The 23,600-nt window shown below is 69.1% G+C and carries 25 protein-coding genes and 1 pseudogene; 11 read left to right on the forward strand and 15 right to left on the reverse strand.

Annotation, left to right across the window (positions count from 1 at the left end; translation table 11 throughout):
* Positions 1-36: 36 nt before the first annotated feature.
* Positions 37-1,035, reverse strand: coding sequence for an ABC transporter ATP-binding protein (locus tag AB4112_RS30545; protein ID WP_441725177.1), 999 nt, complete (start codon positions 1,033-1,035; stop codon positions 37-39).
* A gap of 116 nt (positions 1,036-1,151) precedes the next feature.
* On the opposite strand from AB4112_RS30545, the gene AB4112_RS30550 reads away from it, so the two are divergent.
* The 4 genes from AB4112_RS30550 (at position 1,152) to AB4112_RS30565 (ending at position 2,633) form a co-directional block, all read left to right on the forward strand.
* Complete coding sequence (locus AB4112_RS30550) at positions 1,152-1,340, forward strand: zinc-finger domain-containing protein (protein WP_441725179.1); 189 nt, start codon at positions 1,152-1,154, stop codon at positions 1,338-1,340.
* Between the two features lie 157 nt (positions 1,341-1,497).
* Entirely contained in the window at positions 1,498-1,848 is a 351-nt protein-coding gene (locus AB4112_RS30555) for an MmcQ/YjbR family DNA-binding protein (RefSeq protein WP_441725182.1), read from the forward strand.
* 62 nt (positions 1,849-1,910) lie between these two features.
* On the forward strand, positions 1,911-2,153 hold the full coding sequence (locus tag AB4112_RS30560) for a hypothetical protein (protein WP_441725185.1): 243 nt from the start codon (positions 1,911-1,913) through the stop codon (positions 2,151-2,153).
* 42 nt (positions 2,154-2,195) lie between these two features.
* Positions 2,196-2,633 (forward strand): DUF6984 family protein, encoded by a 438-nt coding sequence (locus AB4112_RS30565; protein ID WP_441725188.1) that lies wholly within the window; start codon positions 2,196-2,198, stop codon positions 2,631-2,633.
* A 21-nt stretch (positions 2,634-2,654) separates the two neighbouring features.
* Here AB4112_RS30565 and folE read toward each other — a convergent pair whose 3' ends face one another.
* From folE to AB4112_RS30580, 3 genes are all read right to left on the reverse strand, one after another.
* Complete coding sequence (folE, locus tag AB4112_RS30570; RefSeq protein WP_441725191.1) at positions 2,655-3,302, reverse strand: GTP cyclohydrolase I FolE; 648 nt, start codon at positions 3,300-3,302, stop codon at positions 2,655-2,657.
* Positions 3,303-3,408: 106 nt separating this feature from the next.
* The gene (gene apaG, locus AB4112_RS30575; RefSeq protein WP_309800715.1) at positions 3,409-3,801 is read right to left on the reverse strand and encodes a Co2+/Mg2+ efflux protein ApaG; all 393 of its coding nucleotides are present in this window, start codon (positions 3,799-3,801) and stop codon (positions 3,409-3,411) included.
* 258 nt (positions 3,802-4,059) lie between these two features.
* The gene (locus AB4112_RS30580; RefSeq protein WP_441725195.1) at positions 4,060-4,527 is read right to left on the reverse strand and encodes an OmpA family protein; all 468 of its coding nucleotides are present in this window, start codon (positions 4,525-4,527) and stop codon (positions 4,060-4,062) included.
* A gap of 160 nt (positions 4,528-4,687) precedes the next feature.
* Between AB4112_RS30580 and AB4112_RS30585 the strand changes: the two genes are divergently transcribed.
* Positions 4,688-6,070 carry an FAD/NAD(P)-binding protein gene (locus tag AB4112_RS30585; protein ID WP_441725198.1) on the forward strand — a complete coding sequence of 461 codons (1,383 nt, stop codon included), beginning with the start codon at positions 4,688-4,690 and terminating at the stop codon, positions 6,068-6,070.
* Positions 6,071-6,219: 149 nt separating this feature from the next.
* Complete coding sequence (locus tag AB4112_RS30590; protein ID WP_441725201.1) at positions 6,220-6,591, forward strand: hypothetical protein; 372 nt, start codon at positions 6,220-6,222, stop codon at positions 6,589-6,591.
* A gap of 319 nt (positions 6,592-6,910) precedes the next feature.
* Here AB4112_RS30590 and AB4112_RS30595 read toward each other — a convergent pair whose 3' ends face one another.
* The 7 genes from AB4112_RS30595 to glpD all read right to left on the reverse strand — a co-directional run bounded on the left by AB4112_RS30595 (position 6,911) and on the right by glpD (position 14,493).
* On the reverse strand, positions 6,911-8,701 hold the full coding sequence (locus AB4112_RS30595; protein WP_374710675.1) for an ABC transporter substrate-binding protein: 1,791 nt from the start codon (positions 8,699-8,701) through the stop codon (positions 6,911-6,913).
* Positions 8,702-8,788: 87 nt separating this feature from the next.
* On the reverse strand, positions 8,789-9,067 hold the full coding sequence (locus tag AB4112_RS30600) for a DUF2160 domain-containing protein (protein ID WP_441725204.1): 279 nt from the start codon (positions 9,065-9,067) through the stop codon (positions 8,789-8,791).
* A 12-nt stretch (positions 9,068-9,079) separates the two neighbouring features.
* Positions 9,080-9,883 (reverse strand): carbohydrate ABC transporter permease, encoded by an 804-nt coding sequence (locus AB4112_RS30605; RefSeq protein WP_441725207.1) that lies wholly within the window; start codon positions 9,881-9,883, stop codon positions 9,080-9,082.
* On the reverse strand, positions 9,880-10,752 hold the full coding sequence (locus AB4112_RS30610) for a carbohydrate ABC transporter permease (RefSeq protein ID WP_309800706.1): 873 nt from the start codon (positions 10,750-10,752) through the stop codon (positions 9,880-9,882). The genes AB4112_RS30605 and AB4112_RS30610 overlap by 4 nt, the downstream gene beginning before the upstream one ends.
* 3 nt (positions 10,753-10,755) lie before the next feature.
* Positions 10,756-11,841, reverse strand: coding sequence for an ABC transporter ATP-binding protein (locus AB4112_RS30615; protein WP_441725210.1), 1,086 nt, complete (start codon positions 11,839-11,841; stop codon positions 10,756-10,758).
* Positions 11,842-11,845: 4 nt separating this feature from the next.
* On the reverse strand, positions 11,846-12,958 hold the full coding sequence (locus AB4112_RS30620; RefSeq protein WP_309800702.1) for an ABC transporter ATP-binding protein: 1,113 nt from the start codon (positions 12,956-12,958) through the stop codon (positions 11,846-11,848).
* Positions 12,955-14,493 carry a glycerol-3-phosphate dehydrogenase gene (glpD, locus tag AB4112_RS30625; protein ID WP_441725213.1) on the reverse strand — a complete coding sequence of 513 codons (1,539 nt, stop codon included), beginning with the start codon at positions 14,491-14,493 and terminating at the stop codon, positions 12,955-12,957. Before glpD ends, AB4112_RS30620 begins: the two co-directional genes overlap by 4 nt.
* Before the next feature lie 300 nt (positions 14,494-14,793).
* On the opposite strand from glpD, the gene AB4112_RS30630 reads away from it, so the two are divergent.
* Genes AB4112_RS30630 through AB4112_RS30645 form a run of 4 tightly spaced genes read left to right on the forward strand, consistent with a single transcriptional unit; the run spans position 14,794 to position 18,593 of the window.
* Positions 14,794-15,801 (forward strand): sulfate ABC transporter substrate-binding protein, encoded by a 1,008-nt coding sequence (locus tag AB4112_RS30630; protein ID WP_374710673.1) that lies wholly within the window; start codon positions 14,794-14,796, stop codon positions 15,799-15,801.
* Positions 15,764-16,639 (forward strand): sulfate ABC transporter permease subunit CysT, encoded by an 876-nt coding sequence (gene cysT, locus AB4112_RS30635; RefSeq protein WP_441725216.1) that lies wholly within the window; start codon positions 15,764-15,766, stop codon positions 16,637-16,639. The genes AB4112_RS30630 and cysT overlap by 38 nt, the downstream gene beginning before the upstream one ends.
* Positions 16,627-17,517 carry a sulfate ABC transporter permease subunit CysW gene (cysW, locus tag AB4112_RS30640; protein ID WP_441725219.1) on the forward strand — a complete coding sequence of 297 codons (891 nt, stop codon included), beginning with the start codon at positions 16,627-16,629 and terminating at the stop codon, positions 17,515-17,517. The genes cysT and cysW overlap by 13 nt, the downstream gene beginning before the upstream one ends.
* 5 nt (positions 17,518-17,522) lie before the next feature.
* The gene (locus AB4112_RS30645) at positions 17,523-18,593 is read left to right on the forward strand and encodes a sulfate/molybdate ABC transporter ATP-binding protein (protein ID WP_441725222.1); all 1,071 of its coding nucleotides are present in this window, start codon (positions 17,523-17,525) and stop codon (positions 18,591-18,593) included.
* A 4-nt stretch (positions 18,594-18,597) separates the two neighbouring features.
* Here the strand turns inward: AB4112_RS30645 and AB4112_RS30650 are convergent, their stop codons facing one another.
* Complete coding sequence (locus AB4112_RS30650; protein ID WP_441725225.1) at positions 18,598-20,034, reverse strand: MFS transporter; 1,437 nt, start codon at positions 20,032-20,034, stop codon at positions 18,598-18,600.
* 212 nt (positions 20,035-20,246) lie between these two features.
* On the opposite strand from AB4112_RS30650, the gene AB4112_RS30655 reads away from it, so the two are divergent.
* Complete coding sequence (locus AB4112_RS30655; RefSeq protein WP_441725228.1) at positions 20,247-20,663, forward strand: ester cyclase; 417 nt, start codon at positions 20,247-20,249, stop codon at positions 20,661-20,663.
* A gap of 6 nt (positions 20,664-20,669) precedes the next feature.
* Here the strand turns inward: AB4112_RS30655 and AB4112_RS30660 are convergent, their stop codons facing one another.
* The 3 genes and pseudogenes from AB4112_RS30660 to AB4112_RS30670 form a co-directional block, all read right to left on the reverse strand.
* A complete protein-coding gene (locus tag AB4112_RS30660) occupies positions 20,670-20,981 on the reverse strand; it encodes a hypothetical protein (RefSeq protein WP_441725231.1) in 312 nt (103 codons plus the stop codon).
* 239 nt (positions 20,982-21,220) lie between these two features.
* A complete protein-coding gene (gene lepA / locus AB4112_RS30665; protein WP_441725233.1) occupies positions 21,221-23,029 on the reverse strand; it encodes a translation elongation factor 4 in 1,809 nt (602 codons plus the stop codon).
* A 256-nt stretch (positions 23,030-23,285) separates the two neighbouring features.
* Positions 23,286-23,600: pseudogene (locus AB4112_RS30670) on the reverse strand (hypothetical protein); the annotation flags it as partial.

Consider the following 23,600-nt stretch of genomic DNA (forward strand, 5'->3'; position numbering starts at 1 on the left):
GGATGAGACCGGGAGTACGAGGGACGCCGGCGGCGCCTACTCCCCCGCTGCCCTCCGCGCCGCAGCGGCTTCGCCGGTCAGCTGCAGGAAGATGTCCTCCAGGTCGGTCTCTTCCGTGCTCAGATCGGCGATGCGCACGCCGTTCTGGTCCATCAGGGTCAACAGGTCACCCAGCCGGGTCTCGCTGGGGCGGTAGCGCACCACCAGCCGGGTCGGCGCGGCCAGCTCCATGCCGCGCCCGGCCAGGCCGGGGGGCAGGGCGGCCAGCGGCTCGCTCAGGCTCACCACCATGGTCTTGCTGTCGACACTGGACAGCAGGTTGGCGGTGCTGTCGCAGGCGACGATGCGGCCCTGGTCGATGATCGCGATCCGGTCGCACATCTCCTCCGCCTCCTCCAGGTAGTGGGTGGTGAGGACGATGGTGGTGCCGGCCCGGTTCAGGGCGCGGACATGGGCCCACAGGCTGCGCCGCAGCTCGATGTCGACGCCGGCGGTCGGCTCGTCCAGCACCAGCACCGGCGGCGAATGCACCATGGCCTTGGCCACCATCAGCCGCCGCCGCATGCCGCCGGACAGGGTGCGGGCGTAGCTGTCGGCCTTATCGGCCAGCCCCACCGCCTCGAGGATCTCGGTGGTGATCCGCTCCCGCTTCGGCACGCCGTAGAGGCCGGCCTGCAGGTCCAGCAGCTCGCGCGGGGTGAAGAACGGGTCGATGTTCAGCTCCTGCGGCACCACCCCGATCGCGGCGCGGGCCTGGCGCGGCGACCGGGCGATGTCGTAACCCCAGATCCAGGCGTCGCCGGCGGTCTTGGTGACCAGCCCGGCCAGGATGTTGATCAGGGTCGACTTGCCGGCGCCGTTGGGGCCGAGCAGGCCGAAGATCGAGCCGGCGGGGATGTCGAGGTCGGTGGGCCGCAGGGCCAGCTTGTCCGGCTGCTTGTTGCGGCCGCGATAGGTCTTGGTCAGGCCGCGCAGCCGGATGGCGCTCTCCGGTGCGGCGCCGGATTGCGGGGTAAGCGACGGCTCGGCGGCCATGATCCCGTGCGAAATGGTTGATCGGTTGGGCGCCATGGGTATCATCCGGCCGTGATCCGGGCAATGATGCCCGGCCGTCCGTGTTGCCGCCCACTGTTCGCCAGGAAGCCCCAGCCATGCAGCCCGTCCTTCAGTCGCCAGAGGTCATCGAAGTCGACCGCGATGTCGAGACCGTCGGGTGCGACGGCGGCGGCGCGCCGCTGGGCCACCCCATGGTCTACTACCCGATCGCGCATCAGTCCGAAGTGGTGTGCAACTATTGTGGCCGCCGCTTCGTCAAGAAGGCCAACCGCCACGGCCATTGAAAGCCCATCCGACAATGCTACTGCTGTGGCCGTCTGACGGCGGTTTCTGCGCTTCCGGTGCTCACGGACCAAACGTCCGCTGCGCGCCGGTTCTCGAAACCACCGCCAGCCGACTCACATCAGCGCATTCTCGAACGGGCTTTGGGCATATGCGTCGATGACGCCCGACGCGCTCGAGGAATTCTGCCTGTCCCTGCCCGGCGCGCGCTTGAGCGTGCAATGGGGCGGGGCGCATGTGTTCAAGGTCGGTGGCAAGATCTTCACCATCCTGGCCGGCCTGTCGCGCGGCGCGCCGGAAGCCTGGTTCAAGGCCTCCGAATTCTCCTACATCCTGCTGGTGGAACAGCCGGGCATCCGCCCGGCGCCCTATCTCGCCCGGGCGAAATGGGTGGCAGCCGCCCTCGACGCCCTGCCGGCGGACGATCTCCGCGCCTATCTGGGCGAGGCCCACCGTCTGGTGCTGGCCAAGCTGACCCGGGTGGCGCGGGCGGAGATTCTGGGGGCCTGAGAACCACGCTGCTCCGTTGAAAAGGACTCCCCATCGGTCGCATCGAGTCGTATTTTGCTCAAATGCGAGAACAGATCAGGAACAATTGGGATATCGGGCTGCGGCTGAGCGACCTGTCGGCCGGCACGGCGATCGTCGCGAAATGCGGCCGCTGCGCCCGCAGCCGGGCGCTGAACCGCCCCCTGCTGGTCAAGCGCTACGGCCCCGACGCCCGGCTGTTCCGGCTGGAGCAGACCCTGCGCTGCACCCGCTGCGGCAGCAAGGCGGCGGGCCGGATCGAACTGCACGACGCGCCGCGGAACTGAGATGCCCGCATCACCGGCTCCGGCACCGTAATAGCATCGCCCATGGTGCCTGATGAGATACTGATAGCCGAGAAGAAGATGCCGCCCCTTGCCGCAACGGACTACGAGGCCTGCCTTGCCTGGCAGCCGATTCGGTCGCTGCATGAATGGGAGCGACAGGTCCTGTCGGCACTGATCGAGGCGTCCTCGTTGGATGCGGCGCTCAGGAGCCCGGAGGTGCTCGACACGCTGCGCGTCCGCGACATGCTGGATGGCGGTATGGGCTCCATCCGGTTCGTCGCCCCGCAAGGTGAGACAAAGCGAAAGCTGGGGGCGGCCGGCGTTGCCGAGCTTGCCTATGTCGACGTGGATGGAGTCCTGGTGTCGTTCGCCCTGAATCTCGACCAACAGGGCGATCTCTTTGAGGTCGACGCCTGGAAGGTCGATTCCTCACCCCTTCGGCAGCCACCGTCCCGCCGGGACCTGACCGTTAAGCGGTGACGGCAGGGTCCGGGGTGGTCCTCAGACCGGCATCCCGAGCATCATCTGGAATTCGCGGCGCAGCTGGGAGTCCTCGCGGAAGGCGCCGGTCATGTAGCTGGTGATCATCTGGGTGCCGTGCTTGTGCACGCCGCGCGTGGTCATGCAGTGGTGCTGCGACGACACCATCACCGCCACGCCACGCGGCTTCAGCACCTCGTCGATCGCGGTCGCCACCTGCGCCGTCAGCCGCTCCTGGATCTGCAGCCGCTTGGCATAGGCGTCAACCACCCGCGCCAGCTTGGAGATGCCGACCACCCGCCGGCTCGGCAGGTAGGCGACATGCGCCTTGCCGATGATCGGCACCATGTGGTGCTCGCAATGCGACTCGAAGTCGATGTCGCGCAGCAGCACCATCTCGTCATAGCCCTCGACCTCCTCGAAGGTGCGGGACAGCAGTTCGACCGGGTCCTCGTGATAGCCGCGGAAGAACTCCTCATAGGACTTCACCACCCGCTTCGGCGTGTCGCGCAGGCCTTCGCGCGCGATGTCCTCGCCGGCCCAGCGCAGCAGCACGCGCACCGCGTCCTCGGCCTCGGCCCGGCTCGGCCGCTGATCGGCCCCGGCGGCGGGCGTCACGGCATTGGCGACATTGGCGGCGGCCACGGGCGAGAAGGGGATGCGGGTCATGGGGCCGGCCTTTCGGGACGGGGTGTCGATGCCGGACGGGGTCGGCGGTGTGGACGAGGCGGCGTCGTCCGCCGGGCCCTCGGGGTGTGATCCGTGATGCGCCACGTCAGTTCAGCCGCATCGTGCGGTGCGGGCTGTCCAGCGAGAAGGCCGGGATCGCCACGTCGAAGCGCTCGCCGCCCGGCGTCTCCATCTCATAGGTGCCGACCATGATGCCGGACGGCGTCGCGATCGGCGCGCCGCTGGTGTACTGGAAGTCCTTGCCCGGCTCGATCACCGGCTCGACCCCGACCACGCCCTTGCCGCGCACTTCCTGCACCCGGCCGAAATCGTCGGTGATGCGCCAGTAGCGGTTGCGCAGCTGCACCCGCTCCAGCCCGCGATTGGTGATGCGGACGGTGTAGGCCCAGACGTAGTGGTGCTCGTCGGGCGAGGATTCGTCCTCGAGATAGACCGGTTCGACCGACACTTCGATCGCCCGGGTTTCCGCTGTGTACATGAACCTCGATCCGCTTCAGGCGCGAGCCGCGCCATCGATCCCGAGCAGACTATATGGGGCCGCGGGCCCGCTCGTCCAATTGCGACGGCTGCCGGCCCGGCATGGCTGGCCCCCGCGAGACCGTCTGGAAACGCGCCGGCGTGGCCGCCTGATGGCGGTTGCTGCGCTTCCGGTGCTCACGGACGACCATGTCCGCTGCGCGCCGGTTCTCGAAACCACCACCAGCCGACTCACGCCAGCGCGTTTCCAAACGGTCTCTTAGAAGCCGATCTCGACCCGGTCGTTGGCCGGCTCCGGCGTGCCGGGCGGGGCCGGCAGCAGCGGGTCGGCGGCGCCGGCGCCGCTGACGGCGATGCGGTCCGGCGCGATCCCCGCAGCGGCCAGCCGCCGCGCCACCGCCTCGGCCCGCCGCAGCGACAGGCGCTGCGCCACAGCGGTGTTGCCGGATCCGGGGCCACTGGAATCGGTGTGCCCGGTGACGGTCAGGCGGGGCAGGGGGCCCTTGGCCCGGCGCCGCGCATCCTCGACCACCGCGGCGGCGATGGCGGCGTCGCCCGGCGGGGTGATGGCAGCCTTGCCCGGGGCGAAGAAGACATAGCGGATGTCGGCCGACAGCGGCCGCTCCAGCGGCACCGATTCCGGCAGCTTCACCGGGGTGCGCGACGGCACGCAGCCCGCCGCCAGCACCGCCGCCATCGCCATTGCCGCCAGGAACCGTCCGGTCATCGCCCTGCCTCCGAATCGGCCGGCAGCATAGGGCTCCACCATGGCGGCGGCGAGGCGGCATGGCGCCGTGGCGGCCCGTTCTCCGGCGCGGCGATCCATCAGTGGCCGGATCGGGGAGGACGCGGCTACCATGCGGAGTCGAAGTTGCGGCTGGAGGATCATGCGCATCGCCATCATCGGCGCCGGTTTCACCGGATGCCTGCTCGCGGTCCAGCTGCTGCGCCGGTCCGCCGGCGCGGCGCAGGTCGTGCTGGTCGAACGCGGCGGCCCGCCCGGCCGGGGCATGGCCTATGGCACGCCGCATCCCGCCCATCTCTTGAATGTGCGCACCGCGAATATGAGCGCCTTCCCGGACGAGCCGGAGGATTTCCAGCGCTGGGCCCAGGCGCATGGCGCCGGCGACGAGCCGTACCTGCCGCGCCGGTTCTACGGCGACTATGTCGCCGACACGCTGGCCGCCGCCGGGCGCGACTTCCCCGGCGGCCTGACCATGCTGGCGGATGCGGCGGTGGCGCTGGACCGCGACGAGGCGGGGGTAACGCTGCGCCTGGCCTCCGGCCGGACCGAACGGATCGACGCCGTGGCGCTGTGCACCGGCAATGCGCCGCCGACCGCGCCGATTCCCCTACCGGACGTGCCGGGCCGGATCCTGGTGGGGCCGGAGGATGCGTGCCTGCCCTCGATCCTGCCCGACGAGACCGTGCTGATTCTCGGCACCGGGCTGACCATGGTCGACATCGCCGCCGGGCTCGCGGCGCAGGACCATCGCGGCAAGGTGCTGGCCGTGTCGCGGCGCGGGCTGGTGCCGCGGCCGCATCGCGGCGTCGCCAGCAAGCCGGCAACGCTGGCGGCGGCGGATTTCGTCGGCCTGCCGGCGTTGGCGCTGCTGCGCCGGCTGCGGGCGCTGTGCCGCGAGGCCGAGGCGGCGGGCGGCGACTGGCGCGCCGTGATCGACGGGCTGCGCCCCTTCACCCAACGGATGTGGCAGGCCTGGGACGAGACCCAGGCGCGGCGCTTCCTGCGCCATCTCCGGCCGTGGTGGGACGTGCACCGCCACCGCGTGGCGCCGGCCATCGCCGACACGGTCGGGGCGATGATGGCCTCGGGCCAGCTGCAGGTCCTGGCTGGCCGGCTTGGTGCCGTGACGGCCATCGAGGAGGGCTTGAGCGTGACGCTGCGCCGGCGGGGCGCCGCGGCGGACGAGACCCGGTCGATCTGCCGCCTGGTCCTGGCCAGCGGGCCGGAGACCGATCCCGGCCGCAGCGACGACCCGCTGCTGCGGTCGCTGCTGGCCGGCGGCGTGGCGCGGCCGGACCGGCTGCGCCTCGGCCTCGACATCGATGCCGCCGGGCGGCTGATCGGGCATGACGGCGTGGCCTCGCCGCGGCTCTACGCTGTCGGGCCGCCGACCCGCGGCGCGTTCTGGGAGATCACCGCCGTGCCCGACATCCGCCGGCAATGCGCCGAGGTGGCGGATGCGCTGCTCAGCGGCGCCGACGCCCTGGGCTCCGTCCCACGGCGCGGATTCGATCCGGGGATCTGAGAGCCCTTGAAATCGGAGGGTAAGACTTGTCGCGAGGCCAGAGCGTGTTGTCGACGAGAGGCGTCATCTTCGGATTGATGGTGGCGATGCTCGTGGGGGCATCATCAGCGGCGTGCGCCTTTGTCACGCGGGAAGAGGAGAGAGTCCTCATGGTGCGCGACTGCGCTCTGACTGGTCAGCAGGTGGTGGCTCTGGTCGAAGAGCAACTCGACCGGCCGAACCCCAGAGGCTCACTCTGGGGTGAAGCCGGGGACGCCCTGATCCAATCCCTGACCGGGTGCAAGGCAGATCCCGAAGACGTGTTGCGAGCCTCACAATCGAGTCGATATTTTGACGCCCGAAGATCGTCCCATGAAATTAGTGGGTATTGGGTATCTTTAGAGTTTACGACTACGGATCCAGAGAAAGATTTTCATATCCGCTTCAATATATGTCTTCAGGATCTCGATATGCCTTTTACAAAATGTAAAAAGACGCAAATCATGGGCGTCACTTCCATTCTCAACCACCCCAGCCTCTAGGGTCTTTGGCACTATAGACGGGAACAGTAAATCTCAAAGGCGCGCAACTGCGACCTTCTTCTTATATCGTCCAAGCTCCAGAAACTGTCATGCCCGGGCTCGGCCCGGGCATCCAGAGGATCTCAACGGCCCCGGACTGCCGGGTCAAGCCCGGCAATGACAGTGGAGGGAGAGGCCGAGAGATCGTTTGGAAATGCGCTGGTGTGAGTCGGCTGGCGGTGGTTTCGAGAGCCGGAGCGCAGCGGACGTTGGTCCGTGAGCACCGGAAGCGAAGAAACCGCCGCCAGACGGCCGCACCAGTAGCGTTTACAAATGATCTCTACCGCACCTTCCCTTCCTTCCAGGCCTGCAGCAGGCTGTCATAGGCCACGGTCTGGCCCTTCTCCTTCTCGTTCTCCAGCTTGGGCTTGGGCGCGCCGGGCTGGTCGTACCAGTACTGCGCGTCCTTCTCCTCGTTCAGCTTCGGCCCGCAATCGCCGAGGTTGCCGGCCCGCTCCAGCCGCGCCAGCACCTGGTCCTGCTGCTTGGCCAGGTTGTCCATCGCCTGCTGCGGCGTGACCTCGCCGGTCACCGCCTCGGCCACGTTCTGCCACCACAGCTGCGCCAGCCGCGGATAGTCCGGAACGTTGGTGCCGGTGGGCGTCCACGCAACCCGCGCCGGGCTGCGGTAGAACTCGACCAGCCCGCCCAGCTTCGGCGCCATCTCGTCCATCGCCTTGGAGCGGATGTCGCTGTCGCGGATCGGGGTCAGGCCGACCTGCAGCTTCTTCAGCGAGGTCGACTTGCAGATGCAGAACTGGGCGTACAGCCAGGCCGCCTGCTGCCGCTCCTTCGGGGTGCTCTTCAAAAGGGTCCAGGAGCCGCAATCCTGGTAGCCCAGCTTCATGCCCTCTTCCCAGTACGGGCCGTGCGGCGACGGCGCCATGCGCCACTTCGGCGTGCCGTCCTCGTTCACGACCGGCAGGCCCGGCTTGGTCAGGTCGGCGGTGAAGGCGGTGTACCAGAAGATCTGCTGGGCGATGTTGCCCTGGCCCGGCACCGGCCCGGCCTCGGAGAAGGTCATGCCGGCCGCCTCGGGCGGGGCGTACTTCTTCAGCCACTCGATGTACTTGTCCAGGGCGTACACCGCGGCCGGGCCGTTGGTGTCGCCGCCACGGGTGACGCTGGACCCGGCCGGGCGGCAGCCCTCGACCCGGATGCCCCATTCGTCGACCGGCAGACCGTTCGGGATGCCCTTGTCGCCGGCGCCGGCCATCGACAGCCAGGCGTCGGTGAAGCGCCAGCCCAGCGACGGGTCCTTCTTGCCGTAATCCATGTGGCCCCAGACGCGGACGCCGTTGATCTCCTTGACCTTGTTGGTGAAGAAGTCGGCGATGTCCTCATAGGCCGACCAGTTGACCGGCACGCCGAGGTCGTAGCCGTAGGCGGCCTTGAACTGCTCTTGCAGCTTCGGGTCGCTGAACCAGTCATGGCGGAACCAGTACAGGTTGGCGAACTGCTGGTCCGGGATCTGGTACAGCTTGCCGTCGGGCGCGGTGGTGAAGCTCTTGCCCATGAAGTCGTCGACGTCGAGCGTCGGCAGGGTGAAATCCTTGCCGTCGCCGGTCATGAAATCGGACAGCGGCACGGCCTGGCCGTAGCGGAAATGGGTGCCGATCAGGTCGCTGTCGTTGACATACGCGTCATAGATGTTCTGGCCGGACTGCATCTGGGTCTGCAGCTTCTCGATCACGTCGCCTTCCTGAATCAAATCGTGCTTCAGGTTGATGCCGGTGATCTCGGAGAAGGCGCGGGCCAGCGTCTTCGACTCGTATTCGTGGGTGGTCAGGGTCTCGGACACCACGTTGATGTCCATGCCGCGGAACGGCTCGGCCGCCTTGATGAAGAACTCCATCTCCTTCATCTGCGCGTCCTTGGACAGCGTCGAGGGCTGGAATTCGGTGTCGACCCACTTCTTGGCGGCGGCGGTCATTTCCTCCGTCGTGGCCGCGAAGGCGCGGCGGGCGAAGCCCGGCACCGCGGCGGCCAGGCCCAGCGCCGAGGCGCCGCGCAGGAGGGTCCGGCGATGGACCGGGAATCCGCCCGGCGCGTCGTGCTGCATCTTGGTCATGATCTCTCCCCGTGTTTCACGTGAAACAAGCATTCCGACCCCTGTCCCGGGGCCTGGTCCGGCCAAGCGTCAGCTCATCGCGTCAGCTCATCCGAACCGCATCAGCGCGATCATCCAGACGACGGCGATCGCGGAGCCGTACCACAGGCTGCCCGAGGCCAGCCCGATCCAGGCAAGGTGGATGAAGGCGGCGCCCAGCAGGCCGATGAACAGCCGGTCGCCGCGGGTGGTGGTCAGCGGCAGCAGGCCGCGCCGCGGCACCGAGGGCGAGGCCAGCTGCCACGCCGTCATGCAGACCAGGAGCGCCGCGATGCCGCAGAAGAACCAGGCGGTCGGCGCGGTCCAGGACATCCATTCCAGGGTCATGGCGTCGCCTCCTCACACCCGGCCCAGGGCGAAGCCCTTGGCGATGTAGTTGCGGACGAACCAGATCACGATCGCGCCGGGGATGATGGTCAGCACGCCGGCGGCGGCCAAGAGCGACCAGTCCATGCCGGCGGCGCTGACCGTGCGGGTCATGGTGGCGGCGATCGGCTTGGCCTCGACCGAGGTCAGGGTCCGGGCCAGCAGCAGCTCGACCCAGGAGAACATGAAGCAGAAGAAGGCGGTGACGCCGATGCCGCCGCGGATCAGCGGCACGAAGATGGTCAGGAAGAAGCGCGGGAACGAGTAGCCGTCGATATAGGCGGTCTCGTCGATCTCCTTCGGGATGCCCGACATGAAGCCTTCCAGGATCCACACCGCCAGCGGCACGTTGAACAGGCAATGCGCCAGGGCCACGGCGTAGGGCGTGTCGATCAGCCCGATGGCGGAATAGAGCTGGAAGAACGGCAGCAGGAACACCGCCGGCGGCGACATCCGGTTCGACAGCAGCCAGAAGAACATGTGGGTGTCGCCGATGAAGCGGTAGCGGCTGAAGGCATAGGCCGCCGGCAGCGCCACCAGCACCGAGATCAACATGTTCATCAGCACATAGGTGATCGAGTGGATGTAGCCGGAATACCAGGACTGGTCGGTGAAGATGGTGACGTAGTTGGCGATGCTCAGCTTCTGCGGGAACAGGGTGAAGCCCGACAGGATCTCCTGGTTCTCCTTCAGCGACATGGTCACCAGCCAGTAGATCGGCAGCAGCAGGAAGACCATGTACACGACCAGGATGACGGCGCGGGTGCGCGGGCTCATGACGCGTCGCCTTTCCCGAGGTTGGTGATCACCGTGTAGAACAGCCACGAGAACAGCAGGATGATCAGGAAGTAGATGATCGAGAACGCCGCCGCCGGCCCCAGGTCGAACTGGCCGACCGCCATCTTGGTCAGCTCCTGGCTCAGGAAGGTGGTGGCGTTGCCGGGCCCGCCGCCGGTCAGGACGAAGGGCTCGGTGTAGATCATGAAGCTGTCCATGAAGCGCAGCAGCAGCGCGATCAGCAGCACCCCGGTCATCTTCGGCAGCTGGATGTAGCGGAACACCGCCCAGCGCGAGGCGCCGTCGATCCGCGCCGCCTGGTAGAAGGCGTCCGGGATCGAGCGCAGCCCGGCATAGCCCAGGAGCGCGACCAGCGAGGTCCAGTGCCAGACGTCCATCACCAGCACGGTGATCCAGGCGTCGAAGGAATCGCCGGTGTAGTTGTAGTCGATGCCCAGCCGGTTGATCAGCACCCCGGCGAGGCCGATGTCGGGGCGGGCGAAGATCTGCCAGATGGTGCCGACCACGTTCCAGGGAATCAGCAGCGGCAGCGCCAGCACCACCAGGGTGACCGACACGGCCCAGCCGCGCGCGGGCATGCACAGCGCCACCAGGACGCCGAGCGGGATCTCGATCGCCAGCACGCAGAAGCTGAAGATCAGCTGCCGGCCCAGGGCGGCCTGCAGCCGGTCGTCCTGCAGCACCTGCTCGAACCATTCGGTGCCGACGAAGACGCCCTGGCCGGGGCCGAAGATGTCCTGCACCGAATAGTTCACCACGGTCATCAGCGGGATGATGGCGCTGAAGGCCACCAGCAGCACGACCGGGAGGACCAGGAGCCAGGCGGCGTTGTTCGGGGTCTTGTCCATGGGTTAGCTCACCAGCCTGCTGTCGGCGTAAAGCAGCGTGCGCTCCGGCGGGAAGCGCAGGAACGCGGTGTCGCCGGACAGGCGGCGGTCCTCGCCCAGCTTGGCCTTCACCGTGGCGCTGCCCAGCCGGAGGGTGACGATGGCATGGGTGCCGAGGTCGTCGACCGCGGTCACCGCCGCCGGCACGCCGCTGTCGGCGATCTCCAGGAATTCCGGCCGGATGCCGATCTCCAGCGTGCCGGCGCCGCCCTGCAGGAAGCCCGCGACCCCCTGCAGCGTCGCGGCGGACAGCGGGATGCGGCCGCCATCGACCACGGCGTCGCCCTGGTCGACCACGCAGGGCAGCAGGTTGATGCCGGGGCTGCCGATGAAATAGCCGACGAAGGTGTGGGCCGGCCGCTCGAACAGGGCCTGCGGCGTGCCGATCTGCACCACCTGGCCGTCATACATCACGATCACCTCATCGGCGAAGGTCAGTGCCTCGACCTGGTCGTGGGTGACGTAGATCAGGCTGGTGCGCACCTGCTCGTGCACCTCCTTCAGCTTGCGCCGGAGCTGCCACTTCAGATGCGGGTCGATCACCGTCAGCGGCTCGTCGAACAGGATCGCGGCGACGTCCTTGCGCACCAGGCCGCGGCCCAGCGAGATCTTCTGCTTCTCGTCGGCGTCCAGGCCGCGGGCGCGGCGCTTCAGCACCGGCGTCAGCTCCAGCATCTCCGCCACCTCGGCGACGCGGGTGGCGATCTCCGGCTTCGGCAGCTTCCGGTTGCGCAAGGGGAAGGCCAGGTTCTCGGCCACCGTCATGGTGTCGTAGACCACCGGAAACTGGAACACCTGGGCGATGTTGCGCTGCTCCGGCGACGCCCGGGTGACGTCGGTGCCGTCGAACAGCACTTGGCCGTGGCTCGGCGTCACCAGGCCGGAGATGATGTTCAGCAGCGTGGTCTTGCCGCAGCCGGACGGGCCCAGCAGCGCGTAGGCGCGGCCGCTCTGCCACACCATGTCCATCGGCCGCAGGGCATAGTCCGACGGCTCGGTCGGGTTCGGCTTGTAGCTGTGGGCGAGGGCTTTGAGCTCGATGCGGGCCATGTCCTCACCCGTTCCTGGCTAGTGTGGGCCTGGCGTCGGGGGCCCGCTGCGGGGCGGCCGCCAGCCGTCCGGCCGCGTCGAACACATAGATCCGGCGGGGGTCGATCGCGATCGTCACCGGCGTGCCCAGCGGGTGCTTGTGCACCCCGGTCTGCTGCGCCACCCAGGGCCGGTCGCCGAAGTGGAAATGGATGTAGGTCTCGGATCCGCTGATCTCGGCCAGCTGGACCTCGGTCGCGACCGACGCTTCGCCCGGCCCGGCGTCGCCCAGGCGCAGATGGCTCGGCCGCACCCCGACGGTGCAGGGGCCGGCCGCCAGCCCGGCGAGGTGGCCGGCCAGCGGCACGGCGACGCCGTCGGCCAGCCGCAAGGCGCCGTCGGCCACCTCGGCCGGGCCGATGTTCATCGGCGGGTCGCTGAACACCTCCGCCACCTTGGTCGAGGCCGGGTGCTGGAACACCTCGACCGTCGGCCCGATCTGCAGCAGCCTTCCCTCGTCCAGCACCGCGGTGCGGCCGCCCAGGATCAGCGCCTCGGCCGGCTCGGTGGTGGCGTAGACCACGATCGCCTTGCCGCGGCGGAAGATCTCCGACAGCTCGGCCCGCAGCTCCTCGCGCAGCTTGTAGTCGAGATTGACCAAGGGTTCGTCCAGCAGCAGCAGGCCGGCATCCTTGACCAGGGCGCGGGCAATCGCGGTGCGCTGCTGCTGGCCGCCCGACAGCTCGCCCGGCAGCCGCTCCAGGAACCGGTCGATCCGCAGCATCGCCGCGGTCTCGCGCACCTTGCGGTCGACCTCGGCGCGGCCGAGGCCCTGCAGCCGCAGCGGCGAGGCGATGTTGTCGTAGACCGTCTTCGAGGGGTAGTTGATGAACTGCTGGTAGACCATGGCGACGTCGCGCTTGCGCACCGAGGCGCCGGTGACGTCGCGGCCATCGGCCAGGACCTTGCCGCGGGTCGGCCGGTCGAGGCCCGCCATCAGCCGCATCAGCGTGGTCTTGCCGGCCTGGGTGCGGCCCAGCAGCACGGTCAGGGTGCCGGGTTCGAGGGTCAGGTCGAGCGGCGCGATGTGCAGCTCGGCCCCCACCTCCTTGGTCACGCCGTCGAGCACGAGGGTCACGATGCGGCCCTTTCCCGGGGCTGCGAGTTCCGCGCCCGCAGCCAGTCGTCGATGGCGCCATGCGCCGCGGCCGGGATGTGCAGGCCCAGCTTGGACCGGCGCCACAGCACGTCGTCGGCGGTCCGCGCCCATTCCTGGTCGGCCAGGTACTCCAGCTCGGCCTCGGTCAGCCCGGCGCCGAAGTCGCGGCCGAGATCCTCCAGCGACTGGGACGTGCCCAGCAGCCGGTCGACCCGGGTGCCGTAGGCCCGTGCCAGCCGGCGGGCCAGCGCCTCGGGCAGCCAGGGCCGGGCGGCGCGCAGCGTGGCCAGGAAGCCCTCGAAATCGGCGTCCGGCATGTTGCCGCCGGGCAGGGCGGCGGCGGCGGTCCAGGGCTTGCCCTTGATCGCCATCACCGGCGCCAGCTTCTCCAGCGCGTGCTCGGACAGCCGGCGGAAGGTGGTGATCTTGCCGCCGAACACCGACAGCGCCGGCGCCTGGCCGGCGGGGGCGTCCAGCTCCAGCACATAGTCGCGGGTGGCCTCCGACGCGCTGGACGACCCGTCATCGTAGAGCGGCCGCACCCCGGCATAGCTCCAGACCACGTCGTCCGGCGTCGGTCCGGCGGTGAAGCAGCGGCCGACCGCCTCGCACAGATAGGCGGTCTCCTCCGGCGTGATCGCGGCGCCGGTCGGGTCGCCGTGATAGTCCAGGTCGGTGGTGCCGATCAGCGAGAATTTCCCCTCATAGGGGATGACGAAGACGATGCGCCGGTCGGCGTTCTGCAGGATGAAGGCCTCGGGCCCGTCATACAGCTTGGGCACCACGATGTGGCTGCCCTTGACCAGCCGGACCTTGCTGGCGCCGGGCAGGCCGACCGTGTCGTTCAGCACATGCTTGACCCAGGGGCCGCCCGCGTTGATCAGGCCGCGCGCCGCCACCTGCCGCTCGGTCCCGTCGTCGCTGCGCCCATCGGTGCTACGGAGCGTCGCGATCCAGCGGTCGCCCGCGCGCTTCGCCGCGACGCAGGCGGTGCGGGTCAGGATCTCGGCGCCGCGCTCGCGCGCATCCAGCGCCGCCAGCGCCACCAGCCGGGCGTCGTCGACCGAGCAGTCGGAATATTCGAAACCGCGCGTCAGCTCCGGCCGCAGCACCCGGCCGATGGCGCCGCCGCGCAGCTTCAGCCCGTGGCTGGCCGGTAGGATCTTGCGGCCGCCGAGATGGTCGTAGAGGAACAGCCCGATCCGCACCATCCAGGCCGGCCGCATCGACCGGTCGTGCGGCAGCACGAATCGCAGCGGCCGGATGATGTGCGGGGCGGAGCGCAGCAGCACCTCGCGCTCCATCAGCGCCTCGCGGACCAGCCGGAACTCGTAGTATTCGAGGTAGCGCAGGCCGCCATGGATCAGCTTGGTCGAGGCCGAGGAGGTGGCGCCGGCCAGGTCGTTCTTCTCGCACAGCAGGACGGACAGGCCGCGCCCCACCGCATCGCGTGCGATGCCGACGCCGTTGACGCCGCCGCCGATGACCAGGAGGTCGTACAGCACCTCAGTCACGTTTCCTGCCTCTGTTTGCGGCATCGCCGCTTTCGATATTCGCAAACGAAAATCTGCATCGGCCTGCTTTCCGATGCAATCGGAATTCGCGCCGATTGCGCAGGATCACGTCCGATCGGCCGTGTGCATGTGCGAAAGCGAAGGGCAAACGCGAACGTGTAAATAACTGTCTTCGATCGTATAATCTACATCCGATCGTTGCATTTGATGTAAAATAGAGATTGCGTTCGTCGCTTTTCCCCGCCTTACTGTCCCGCGACGCCGCGTCGACACACAACACGAACATTGGAGGGTCGAGTCATGCGAACCATGACCACTCGGCTGCTGGCCGCGGCGGCCATTGCGCTGGCCTCGGCCACGGCGCATGCGGCCGACATCAAGCTGCTCAACGTGTCCTACGATCCGACGCGCGAGCTGTACCAGAAGATCAACGCGGCCTTCGCCGAACAGTGGAAGGCCAAGACCGGCGACACCCTGACCATCGAGGCCTCGCATGGCGGGTCCGGCGCCCAGGCGCGGTCGGTGATCGACGGGCTGCAGGCCGACGTCGTCACCCTGGCCCTGGCCTATGACGTCGACGCCATCGCCGCCAAGGGGCTGATCGACAAGGACTGGCTGAAGAAGCTGCCGGACAACAGCGCGCCCTACACCTCGACCATCGTGTTCCTGGTGCGCAAGGGCAACCCAAAGGGCATCAAGGACTGGCCGGACCTGACCAAGGAAGGCGTCCAGGTCATCACCCCGAACCCGAAGACCTCGGGCGGGGCGCGCTGGAACTACCTCGCGGCCTGGGGCTACGCCCTGAAGCAGCCCGGCGGCAACGACAAGACGGCGGCGGAGTTCGTGCAGAAGATCTTCGCCAATGTCCCGGTGCTGGACACCGGCGCCCGCGGCTCCACCACCACCTTCGTCCAGCGCGGCATCGGCGACGTGCTGCTGGCGTGGGAGAACGAGGCCTTCCTCGCGGTCAAGGAACTCGGCCCCGACGAGTTCGACATCGTGGTGCCGTCGATCTCGATCCTGGCCGAACCCTCGGTCGCGGTGGTCGACAAGGTGGTCGATGCCCACGGCACCCGCGCCGTCGCCCAGGCCTACCTCGAATTCCTGTATTCGCCGGAAGGGCAGGACATCGCGGCCAAGAACTTCTACCGTCCGCGTTCGCCCGAGGTCGCGGCGAAGTACAAGGACGCCTTTCCCGCGGTCAACCTGATCACCATCGACGACCCCCTGTTCGGTGGCTGGCAGAAAGCACAGAAGACACATTTCTCGGATGGCGGCACCTTCGATCAGATCTACCGAAAGGGCTAGAGAGAGCCCGCCCCCGGCATCACGCCATGTCGGCGTGCTGCCGGGATTCGGGCTGACCCTCGGCTTCTCCCTCACCTATCTCGCGCTGCTGGTGCTGCTGCCTCTGGCGGCGCTGGTGATTCGGCCCTGGGAGCTCGGGGCCGAGGGCGTGTGGCGGGTGGTCTCCTCGCCGCGCACGCTCGGCGCGCTCAAGCTCAGCTTCGGCCTGTCGCTGCTGGCGGCGGCGGTCAACGTCGTGTTCGGCACGCTGGTCGCCTGGGTGGTGGTGCGCTACCGCTTTTATGGCCGGCCGCTGATGAACGCGCTGATCGACCTGCCCTTCGCCCTGCCGACAGCGGTGGCGGGCATCGCCCTGGCGTCGCTGTACTCGCCCAAGGGCTGGCTCGGCGGACCCTTGATGGACATCGGCATCAAGGCCGCCTTCGGCCCGCCCGGCATCTTCATCGCCCTGGTCTTCATCGGCCTGCCCTTCGTGGTGCGCACGGTCGAGCCGGTGCTGGAGGATCTCGACCGCGAGATCGAGGAGGCGGCGTCGACCCTCGGCGCCCGGCGCTGGCAGGTGGTGTGGCGGGTGGTGCTGCCGCCCCTGCTGCCTGCGATCCTCACCGGCTTCATCCTGGCCTTCGCCCGCGCGGTCGGCGAATACGGCTCGGTCATCTTCATCGCCGGCAACATCCCCGGCCTGTCAGAGATCGCACCGCTGCTGATCGTCATCCGGCTCGAGGAGTACGACTACGCCGGCGCCGCCACCATCGGGTCGATGATGCTGGCCGCGTCCTTCGTCATCATCCTGGTGGTCAACCTGCTGCAGCGCTGGAGCCGCAAATGGGCGGACTGACCAACACGCTGGCGGCAGCGCGCAGGCGCCTCAAGCCGGCGCAGCGGCCGTGGGAAGAGCCGCTGGGCATCCGCGTCGCGCTGATCGCGATCGCCGCCCTGTTCCTCGGCATCTTCCTGGTGCTGCCGCTGGCGGTCGTGCTGACCGAGGCGATGCGCAAGGGCTTCGCCGCCTATCTCGCCGGCATCGGCAGCGCCGATTCGCTGGCGGCGATCCGGCTGACCCTGATCGTCGCGGCCATCGCCGTGCCGCTGAACACGATCTTCGGCCTGGCCACCGCCTGGGCCATCGCCAAGTTCGAATTCCCGGGCAAGAGCCTGCTGACCACGCTGGTCGACCTGCCCTTCTCGGTCTCGCCGGTGATCTCGGGCCTGATCTACGTGCTGGTGTTCGGGGCCAATGGCTGGTTCGGGCCGTTCCTGAAGGACCACGGCATCCAGGTGATCTTCACCGTCACCGGCCTGGTCATCGCCACCATCTTCGTCACCCTGCCCTTCGTGGCGCGCGAGCTGATCCCGCTGATGCAGGACCAGGGCACCGACGAGGAGGAGGCGGCGGTGCTGCTGGGCGCCAGCGGCTGGCAGACCTTCTTCCGGGTGACGCTGCCCAACGTCAAATGGGCGCTGCTGTATGGCGTGCTGCTGTGCAATGCCCGGGCGATGGGCGAATTCGGCGCGGTTTCGGTGGTTTCCGGCCACATCCGCGGCGTCACCAACACCATGCCGCTGCAGGTCGAGATCCTCTACAACGAGTACAACTTCGTCGGCGCCTTCGCCGTGGCCTCGCTGCTCGCCGGCCTCGCGCTGGTGACCCTGGTGCTGAAGACCCTGCTCGAATGGCGGTTCCGCTCGGACCGCTTCGATTCCGCGGAGAGCTGAGCCGTATGCCGATCGCCATCCAAGGCCTGACCAAGCGCTTCGGCCCGGTCTTCGCGCTCGACGGCATCGAGCTGGAGGTGCCGGACCGCGCCTTCGTCGCCCTGCTCGGCCCCTCCGGCTCGGGCAAGACCACGCTCTTGCGCATCATCGCCGGGCTGGAGCGCGCCGATGCCGGGCAGATCCTGGTCGACGGCACCGACATCGCCGCGGTGCGGCCGCGCCAGCGCCGCATCGGCTTCGTGTTCCAGCACTACGCCCTGTTCCGGCACATGACGGTGTTCGGCAACATCGCCTTCGGCCTGCAGGTGCGCCCCGGTGCCACCCGCCCGGCGAAGAGCGAGATCACCCGCCGGGTCGAGGAGCTGCTGGCCCTGGTGCACCTGCCCGGCCTCGGCGGGCGCTATCCGCGCCAGCTGTCGGGCGGCCAGCGCCAGCGCGTCGCCCTGGCCCGCGCCCTGGCGATCGAACCCAAGCTGCTGCTGCTCGACGAACCCTTCGGCGCGCTCGACGCCAAGGTGCGGAAGGAGCTGCGGGTGTGGCTGCGCGAACTGCACGACCGCTCCGGCCTGACCAGCCTGTTCGTCACCCACGACCAGGAGGAGGCGCTGGAGCTGGCCGACCAGGTGGTGGTGATGCGCGACGGGCGGATCGAACAGCAGGGCGACCCGGCGGCGCTGGTCGACCGCCCGGCCACCGCCTTCGTCTCCAGCTTCCTCGGCGACGTCAACCGCCTGCCCTGCACGGTGACCGAGGGCGGCACGGTGGAGATCGCCGGGCTGCGCCTGCCGGCCGACACCCGGGGGCTGGCCGGCGGCAGCCGGGCCATCGCCGACATCCGGCCCCGCGCCATCCGGCTGGTGCCGCCCGGCACCGCAGGCGACGGCGTGGTCGCCGGCACCGCCCGGCGGGTGCTGCACAGCGCCACCACGGTGACGATCGAGGCCGAGACGACGCTGTCGCCCGACCCGATCCGGATCGAGGCCGACCGCTACGCCGCCGACCTGCCGACGCTGGCCGTGGGCGACGCGGTGGCCCTGCGCCTGCCCCAGCCCTTCGTCTTCGCCGCCGAACGGTAGGTTCTTACTCGATCGGGTCGATGTCGATCGGATCGACCCGCTGCGGCCGCCGGCTCGGGTCGTTCGGCAGCAGGCGCAGGAAGCTGGCGATGCTGGCCGCCCCGGCGAAGCCGGCGCCCACCGCCAGGGCCAGGGCCGGCCCGTGCACCGCCGCCAGGCTGAAGCACAGCGCCACCAGGGCGGCGCCGATGGTCTGGCCCAGCAGCCGCGCCTGGGCGACGATGCCGCTGGCGCCGCCGCTGCGATGCGGCGGGGCGCTGGCGATCAGCGCCTTCTGGTTCGGCGCCTGGAAGAAGCCGAAGCCCCAGCCGCACAGCGCCATGCGCCAGCAGATGTCCAGCACGCTCGGCTCCGGCGGCAGCAGGGCCATCAGCACCATGCCCAGGCACAGGATGGCCAGGCCGATGCCGCCCAGCACCCCGGCGGAATAGCGATCCGACAGCCGGCCGGCGATCGGCGCCATGATCGCCACCACCACCGGCCACGGCGTCATCAGCAGGCCGGTCTCGACCGCGCTGCGGCCCAGCGTGCCCTGGAAGTAGAAGGGCAGGGCGACGAAGGCCAGACCCTGGGTGGCGAAGGAGCAGGCGGCGGTCAGCGCCGACAGGGCGAAGATCGGCCGGCGGAACAGGTCGAGCGGCAGCAGCGGCGCCGGATGCTCCGCCTGCCGGCGCACCAGCAGCGCGCCGAACAGCACCGCCCCGGCGAGCTCCAGCCCGACCTCGAGCGCCGACGCCCGGTGTGCGCCCTCACCGATCGCCACGATCAGCAGGCCGAAGGCGCCGGCGTTCAGGGCGGCGCTGATCAGGTCGAAGCGGTGGGTCGACCGCGCGGTGTAGGGCAGGGTCGGCAGCGCCACGGCCAACGCGATGATGCCGAGCGGCAGGTTGACGGCGAACAGCCACTGCCAGGACGCGACCGCCAGGATGCCGGCGGCGACGGTGGGACCGAGGGCGGAGAAGATCGCCACGATCAGGGTGTTGAAGCCGATCCCGCGGCCGAGCAGCCGGCTGGGGTAGATGAAGCGGATCAGCGCCGCGTTCACGCTCATGATGCCGCTGGCGCCGAAGCCCTGCAGCACCCGCGCCGCGGTCAGGCTGGGCAGCGACCAGGACAGGGCGCAGGCCACCGAGGCGACGGTGAACAGCGCCAGCCCAGCCATGTAGACGGTGCGGTAGCCGATGATCTCGCCCAGCGCCGCCAGCGGCAGCAGCGAGACCACCAGCGCCAGCTGGTAGGCGTTGACCACCCAGACCGAGGCGGCCGGGCTGGCCTGCAGGTCGATGGCGATGGTGGGCAGCGCGGTGTTGGCGATGGCGATGTCCAGCACCGACACGGCGATGGCGATCGACATCGCCAGCATGGCGCCGTAGCGGCGCGGCACCGGCAGCCCGTCTGCCTGCACGGCCTTGCGGTCGGGCAGCTTGGTCGTCGCGTCCATCTCGGTCCCATCGCTCCGGAGCCGCCATCATCGCGGCAGCGGCCGGCGGGCACCAATGCAGCCACGGCGTATCAGCCGGGACGGCGCAATGAGTCGCAGGGCGCGGGCAGCCATGAGCCGGGCGCGGGGCGGCCGCCGGGGCCTTGTCCGATCGGCCGGGCTGGCGATGCGGCCCCGGGCCTATACTGGCGAGGTCACGAGGGGAGGACGACATGCATCCCAACGAGGTGCTGGGCCGCCGCTGGTTCCAGGAGGTGTGGAACGAACGGCGGATCGAGGCGGCGGACGAGATCCTGTGCGACAGCTGCGCCGCGACCGACATGCACAGCGGCGTCGGCCGCTCCAAGGGCGAGCTGAAGGAGCTCTACGCCAGGCTGCAGGAGCGGATGCCGGAGCTGCAGTTCACGGTCGAGGACGCCGTCGCCGACGACGACCGCGTCGCGCTGCGCTGGCGGGCCCGCGGCTCCGCCATCGGGCCGTCCGGGCCGGTGGCGGTCGACATCAGCGGCCTGTCCTTCGCCCGGATCGAGGGCGGCAAGGCGACGCGGATCTGGGACGCGTGGGACAAGCTCGGCCTGCTGCAGCAGCTCGGCCATGTCCCGCGCGAGCTGGACCCGACCGCGATGTGACCTGCGCTAAGGCAGCTTGCCGGTGGCGGGATGCACGGTGTGGAAGGTGGCGATCAGCGCCACCGCCTCGCCCCGGGTCGCGGGGCTCAGCACCGGCTTGCCGGCGGCGATGTCGCCCTTCACGTCGCGCAGCAGCGCGTCGATCTGGGTCAGGATCTCCTCGCGCTTCAGCCCGGCCCGCTCATGCTCGACGCTGCGGTCGTCGGAGACGGTCTGGAACAGCGAGCCCAGCCAGGCCACCAGTTCGTCGGCGCGGCCGAGCAGCTTCTGCTTGCCATCCGCCTCATAGACGATCACCGGCTCGATCTCGGTCGTCATGGCACAGCCTCCCTCGCATCGCGCCCGCATCGCCGCGGGTGCCTATGCGCAACATCGACGATCGCCGCGAAGTTCCGCACTGTCTGCGCTCTGGTAGGCAAGCCGGCCGACGTCATCCCGTGCGCGGCGCGGCACGGAGTGCTGCGGCGCAGACATGGGATCTCTTCGCCACTTCGACGAGATTCCCGCTTTCGCGGGAATGACGTTGGACAAGAAGGCCGGTGCCGGTGCGAGGCCGACTATTGATCACCCATTTTCAGGGCGGCGATGAAGGCGCTCTGCGGGATCTCGACCTCGCCGAACTGGCGCATCCGCTTCTTGCCTTCCTTCTGCTTGTCCAGCAGCTTGCGCTTGCGGCTGATGTCGCCGCCATAGCACTTGGCCAGCACGTCCTTGCGCAGCGCGGCCAGCGATTCGCGGGCGATCACCTTGCCGCCGATCGCCGCCTGGATCGCGATCTTGAACAGCTGCTTCGGGATCAGGTCCTTCAGCCGCTCGCACAGATGCCGGCCGCGGCGGTCGGCCTGGCTGCGGTGGACGATCATGGCCAGGGCGTCCACCGGCTCCTGGTTCACCAGGATCGACAGCTTCACCAGGTCGCCCTCGCGGTAGCTGTCGATCTGGTAGTCGAAGCTGGCATAGCCGCGGCTGATCGACTTCAGCCGGTCGTAGAAGTCGAACACCACCTCGTTCAGCGGCAGGCGGTAGACCAGCATGGCGCGGCCGCCGACATAGGTCAGCTCGATCTGCTCGCCGCGCCGCTCGGTGCACAGCTGCAGGATGCCGCCGAGATACTCGTCCGGCAGCATGATCGTGGCCTTGATCCAGGGCTCGTCGATCCGGGCGATCTTCATCACATCGGGCATGTCGGACGGGTTGTGCAGGTCCAGCACCGACCCGTCGGTCATCTGCAGCTTGTAGACCACCGACGGCGCGGTGGTGATCAGGTCGAGGTCGAATTCCCGCTCCAGCCGCTCCTGGATGATCTCGAGATGCAGCAGGCCCAGGAAGCCGCAGCGGAAGCCGAAGCCCAGCGCGGCCGAGGTCTCGGCCTCGAAATGGAAGCTGGCGTCGTTGAGGGCCAGCTTGCCCAGGCTGTCGCGCAGCCGCTCGAAATCGTTAGCGTCGGTCGGGAACAGGCCGCACCACACCACGGGGACCGAGGGCTTGAAGCCCGGCAGCGGCGCCGCGGCCGGGCGGCGGTCCTCGGTGAGGGTGTCGCCCACCTTGGTCTCGGCGATCTCCTTGATCCCGGCGGTGATGAAACCGACCTCGCCGGGGCCGAGTTCGCGCACCTGTATCGCCTTGGGCGTGAAATAGCCGACGCGGTCCAGCTCGCGCGCCGCACCCGTCGCCATGAAGCGCACCTTCTGGCCGACCTTCAGCGTGCCCTCGACCACCCGCACCAGGATGACGACGCCGAGATAGGGGTCGTACCAGCTGTCGATCAGCAGCGCCTTCAGCGGCGCCTCGGGGTCGGCGTGCTTCGGCGCCGGCAGGCGGTGGACGATGGCCTCCAGCACGTCGTCGATGCCGATGCCGGTCTTGGCCGAGATCAGCACGGCGTCGGAGGCGTCGATGCCGATGACGTCCTCGATCTGCTGGCGGATCCGCTCCGGCTCCGCCGCGGGCAGGTCGATCTTGTTGAGGACCGGCACCACCTCGTGGTTGGCGTCGATCGCCTGGTAGACATTGGCCAGGGTCTGCGCCTCGACGCCCTGCGAGGCGTCGACGATCAGCAGCGAACCCTCGCAGGCGGCGAGCGACCGGCTGACCTCATAGGCGAAGTCGACATGGCCGGGCGTGTCCATCAGGTTCAGCTGATAGGATTCGCCGTTCTTGGCGGTGTAGCCCAGGCGCACGGTCTGCGCCTTGATGGTGATGCCGCGCTCGCGCTCGATGTCCATCGAATCCAGCATCTGCGCCTTCATCTCGCGCATCTCCATCCCGCCGCAGCGCTCGATCAACCGGTCGGCAAGGGTCGATTTGCCGTGGTCGATATGGGCGATGATCGAGAAGTTGCGGATATGGTCCTGGGGAGAGCTCATCGGTGCGCCTGAAGCCTTGATCGGCCCGGAACATAAGGGCCCGGACCGCCCGGCGCAATGTCGCCGCCCGCAGGCCGGGAAAGCCGGCCGAAACCGGGCGGGGCCGTGTTCCCGCCGGCGGGGACTTTTGCGGCATTCCCAACCCCGTCATTGCGAGCGCAGCGAAGCAATCCATCGGGCCGTTCGTGCGGCGCGATGGATTGCTTCGTCGGCTTTGCCTCCTCGCAATGACGATTGGGGGGCTGGAGGCAACGCGTCAGTTCTGGAGCGGGTCGCCCGGCTTGCGCTGCTCCGGCGGCGGGAGCGGGCGGCGTTCGGGCTGGGGCGGCGGCCGGTGCTGCGGCTGCGCCACATGGACCGGTGGCCGGGCCGCCCGCTCCGCCTGGACCGGACGGGGCGGGGCCTGCCGGGCGGCCGCCACCGGCTGGCGCGCCGGGGCCTGGGCGATCACCGGCGGATGGCTCGCCGCCACCGGCGGATGGCTCGCCGCCACCGCGGGACGGCTCGGCGCCACCGGCGGATGGCTTGCCGCCACCGCGGGATGGGCGGCCGCGGCCTGAGGGGCGGGGGC

The organism is Inquilinus sp. 2KB_23 (assembly GCF_052115705.1).
GTDB classification, from domain to species: Bacteria; Pseudomonadota; Alphaproteobacteria; order DSM-16000; family Inquilinaceae; genus Inquilinus; species Inquilinus ginsengisoli_A.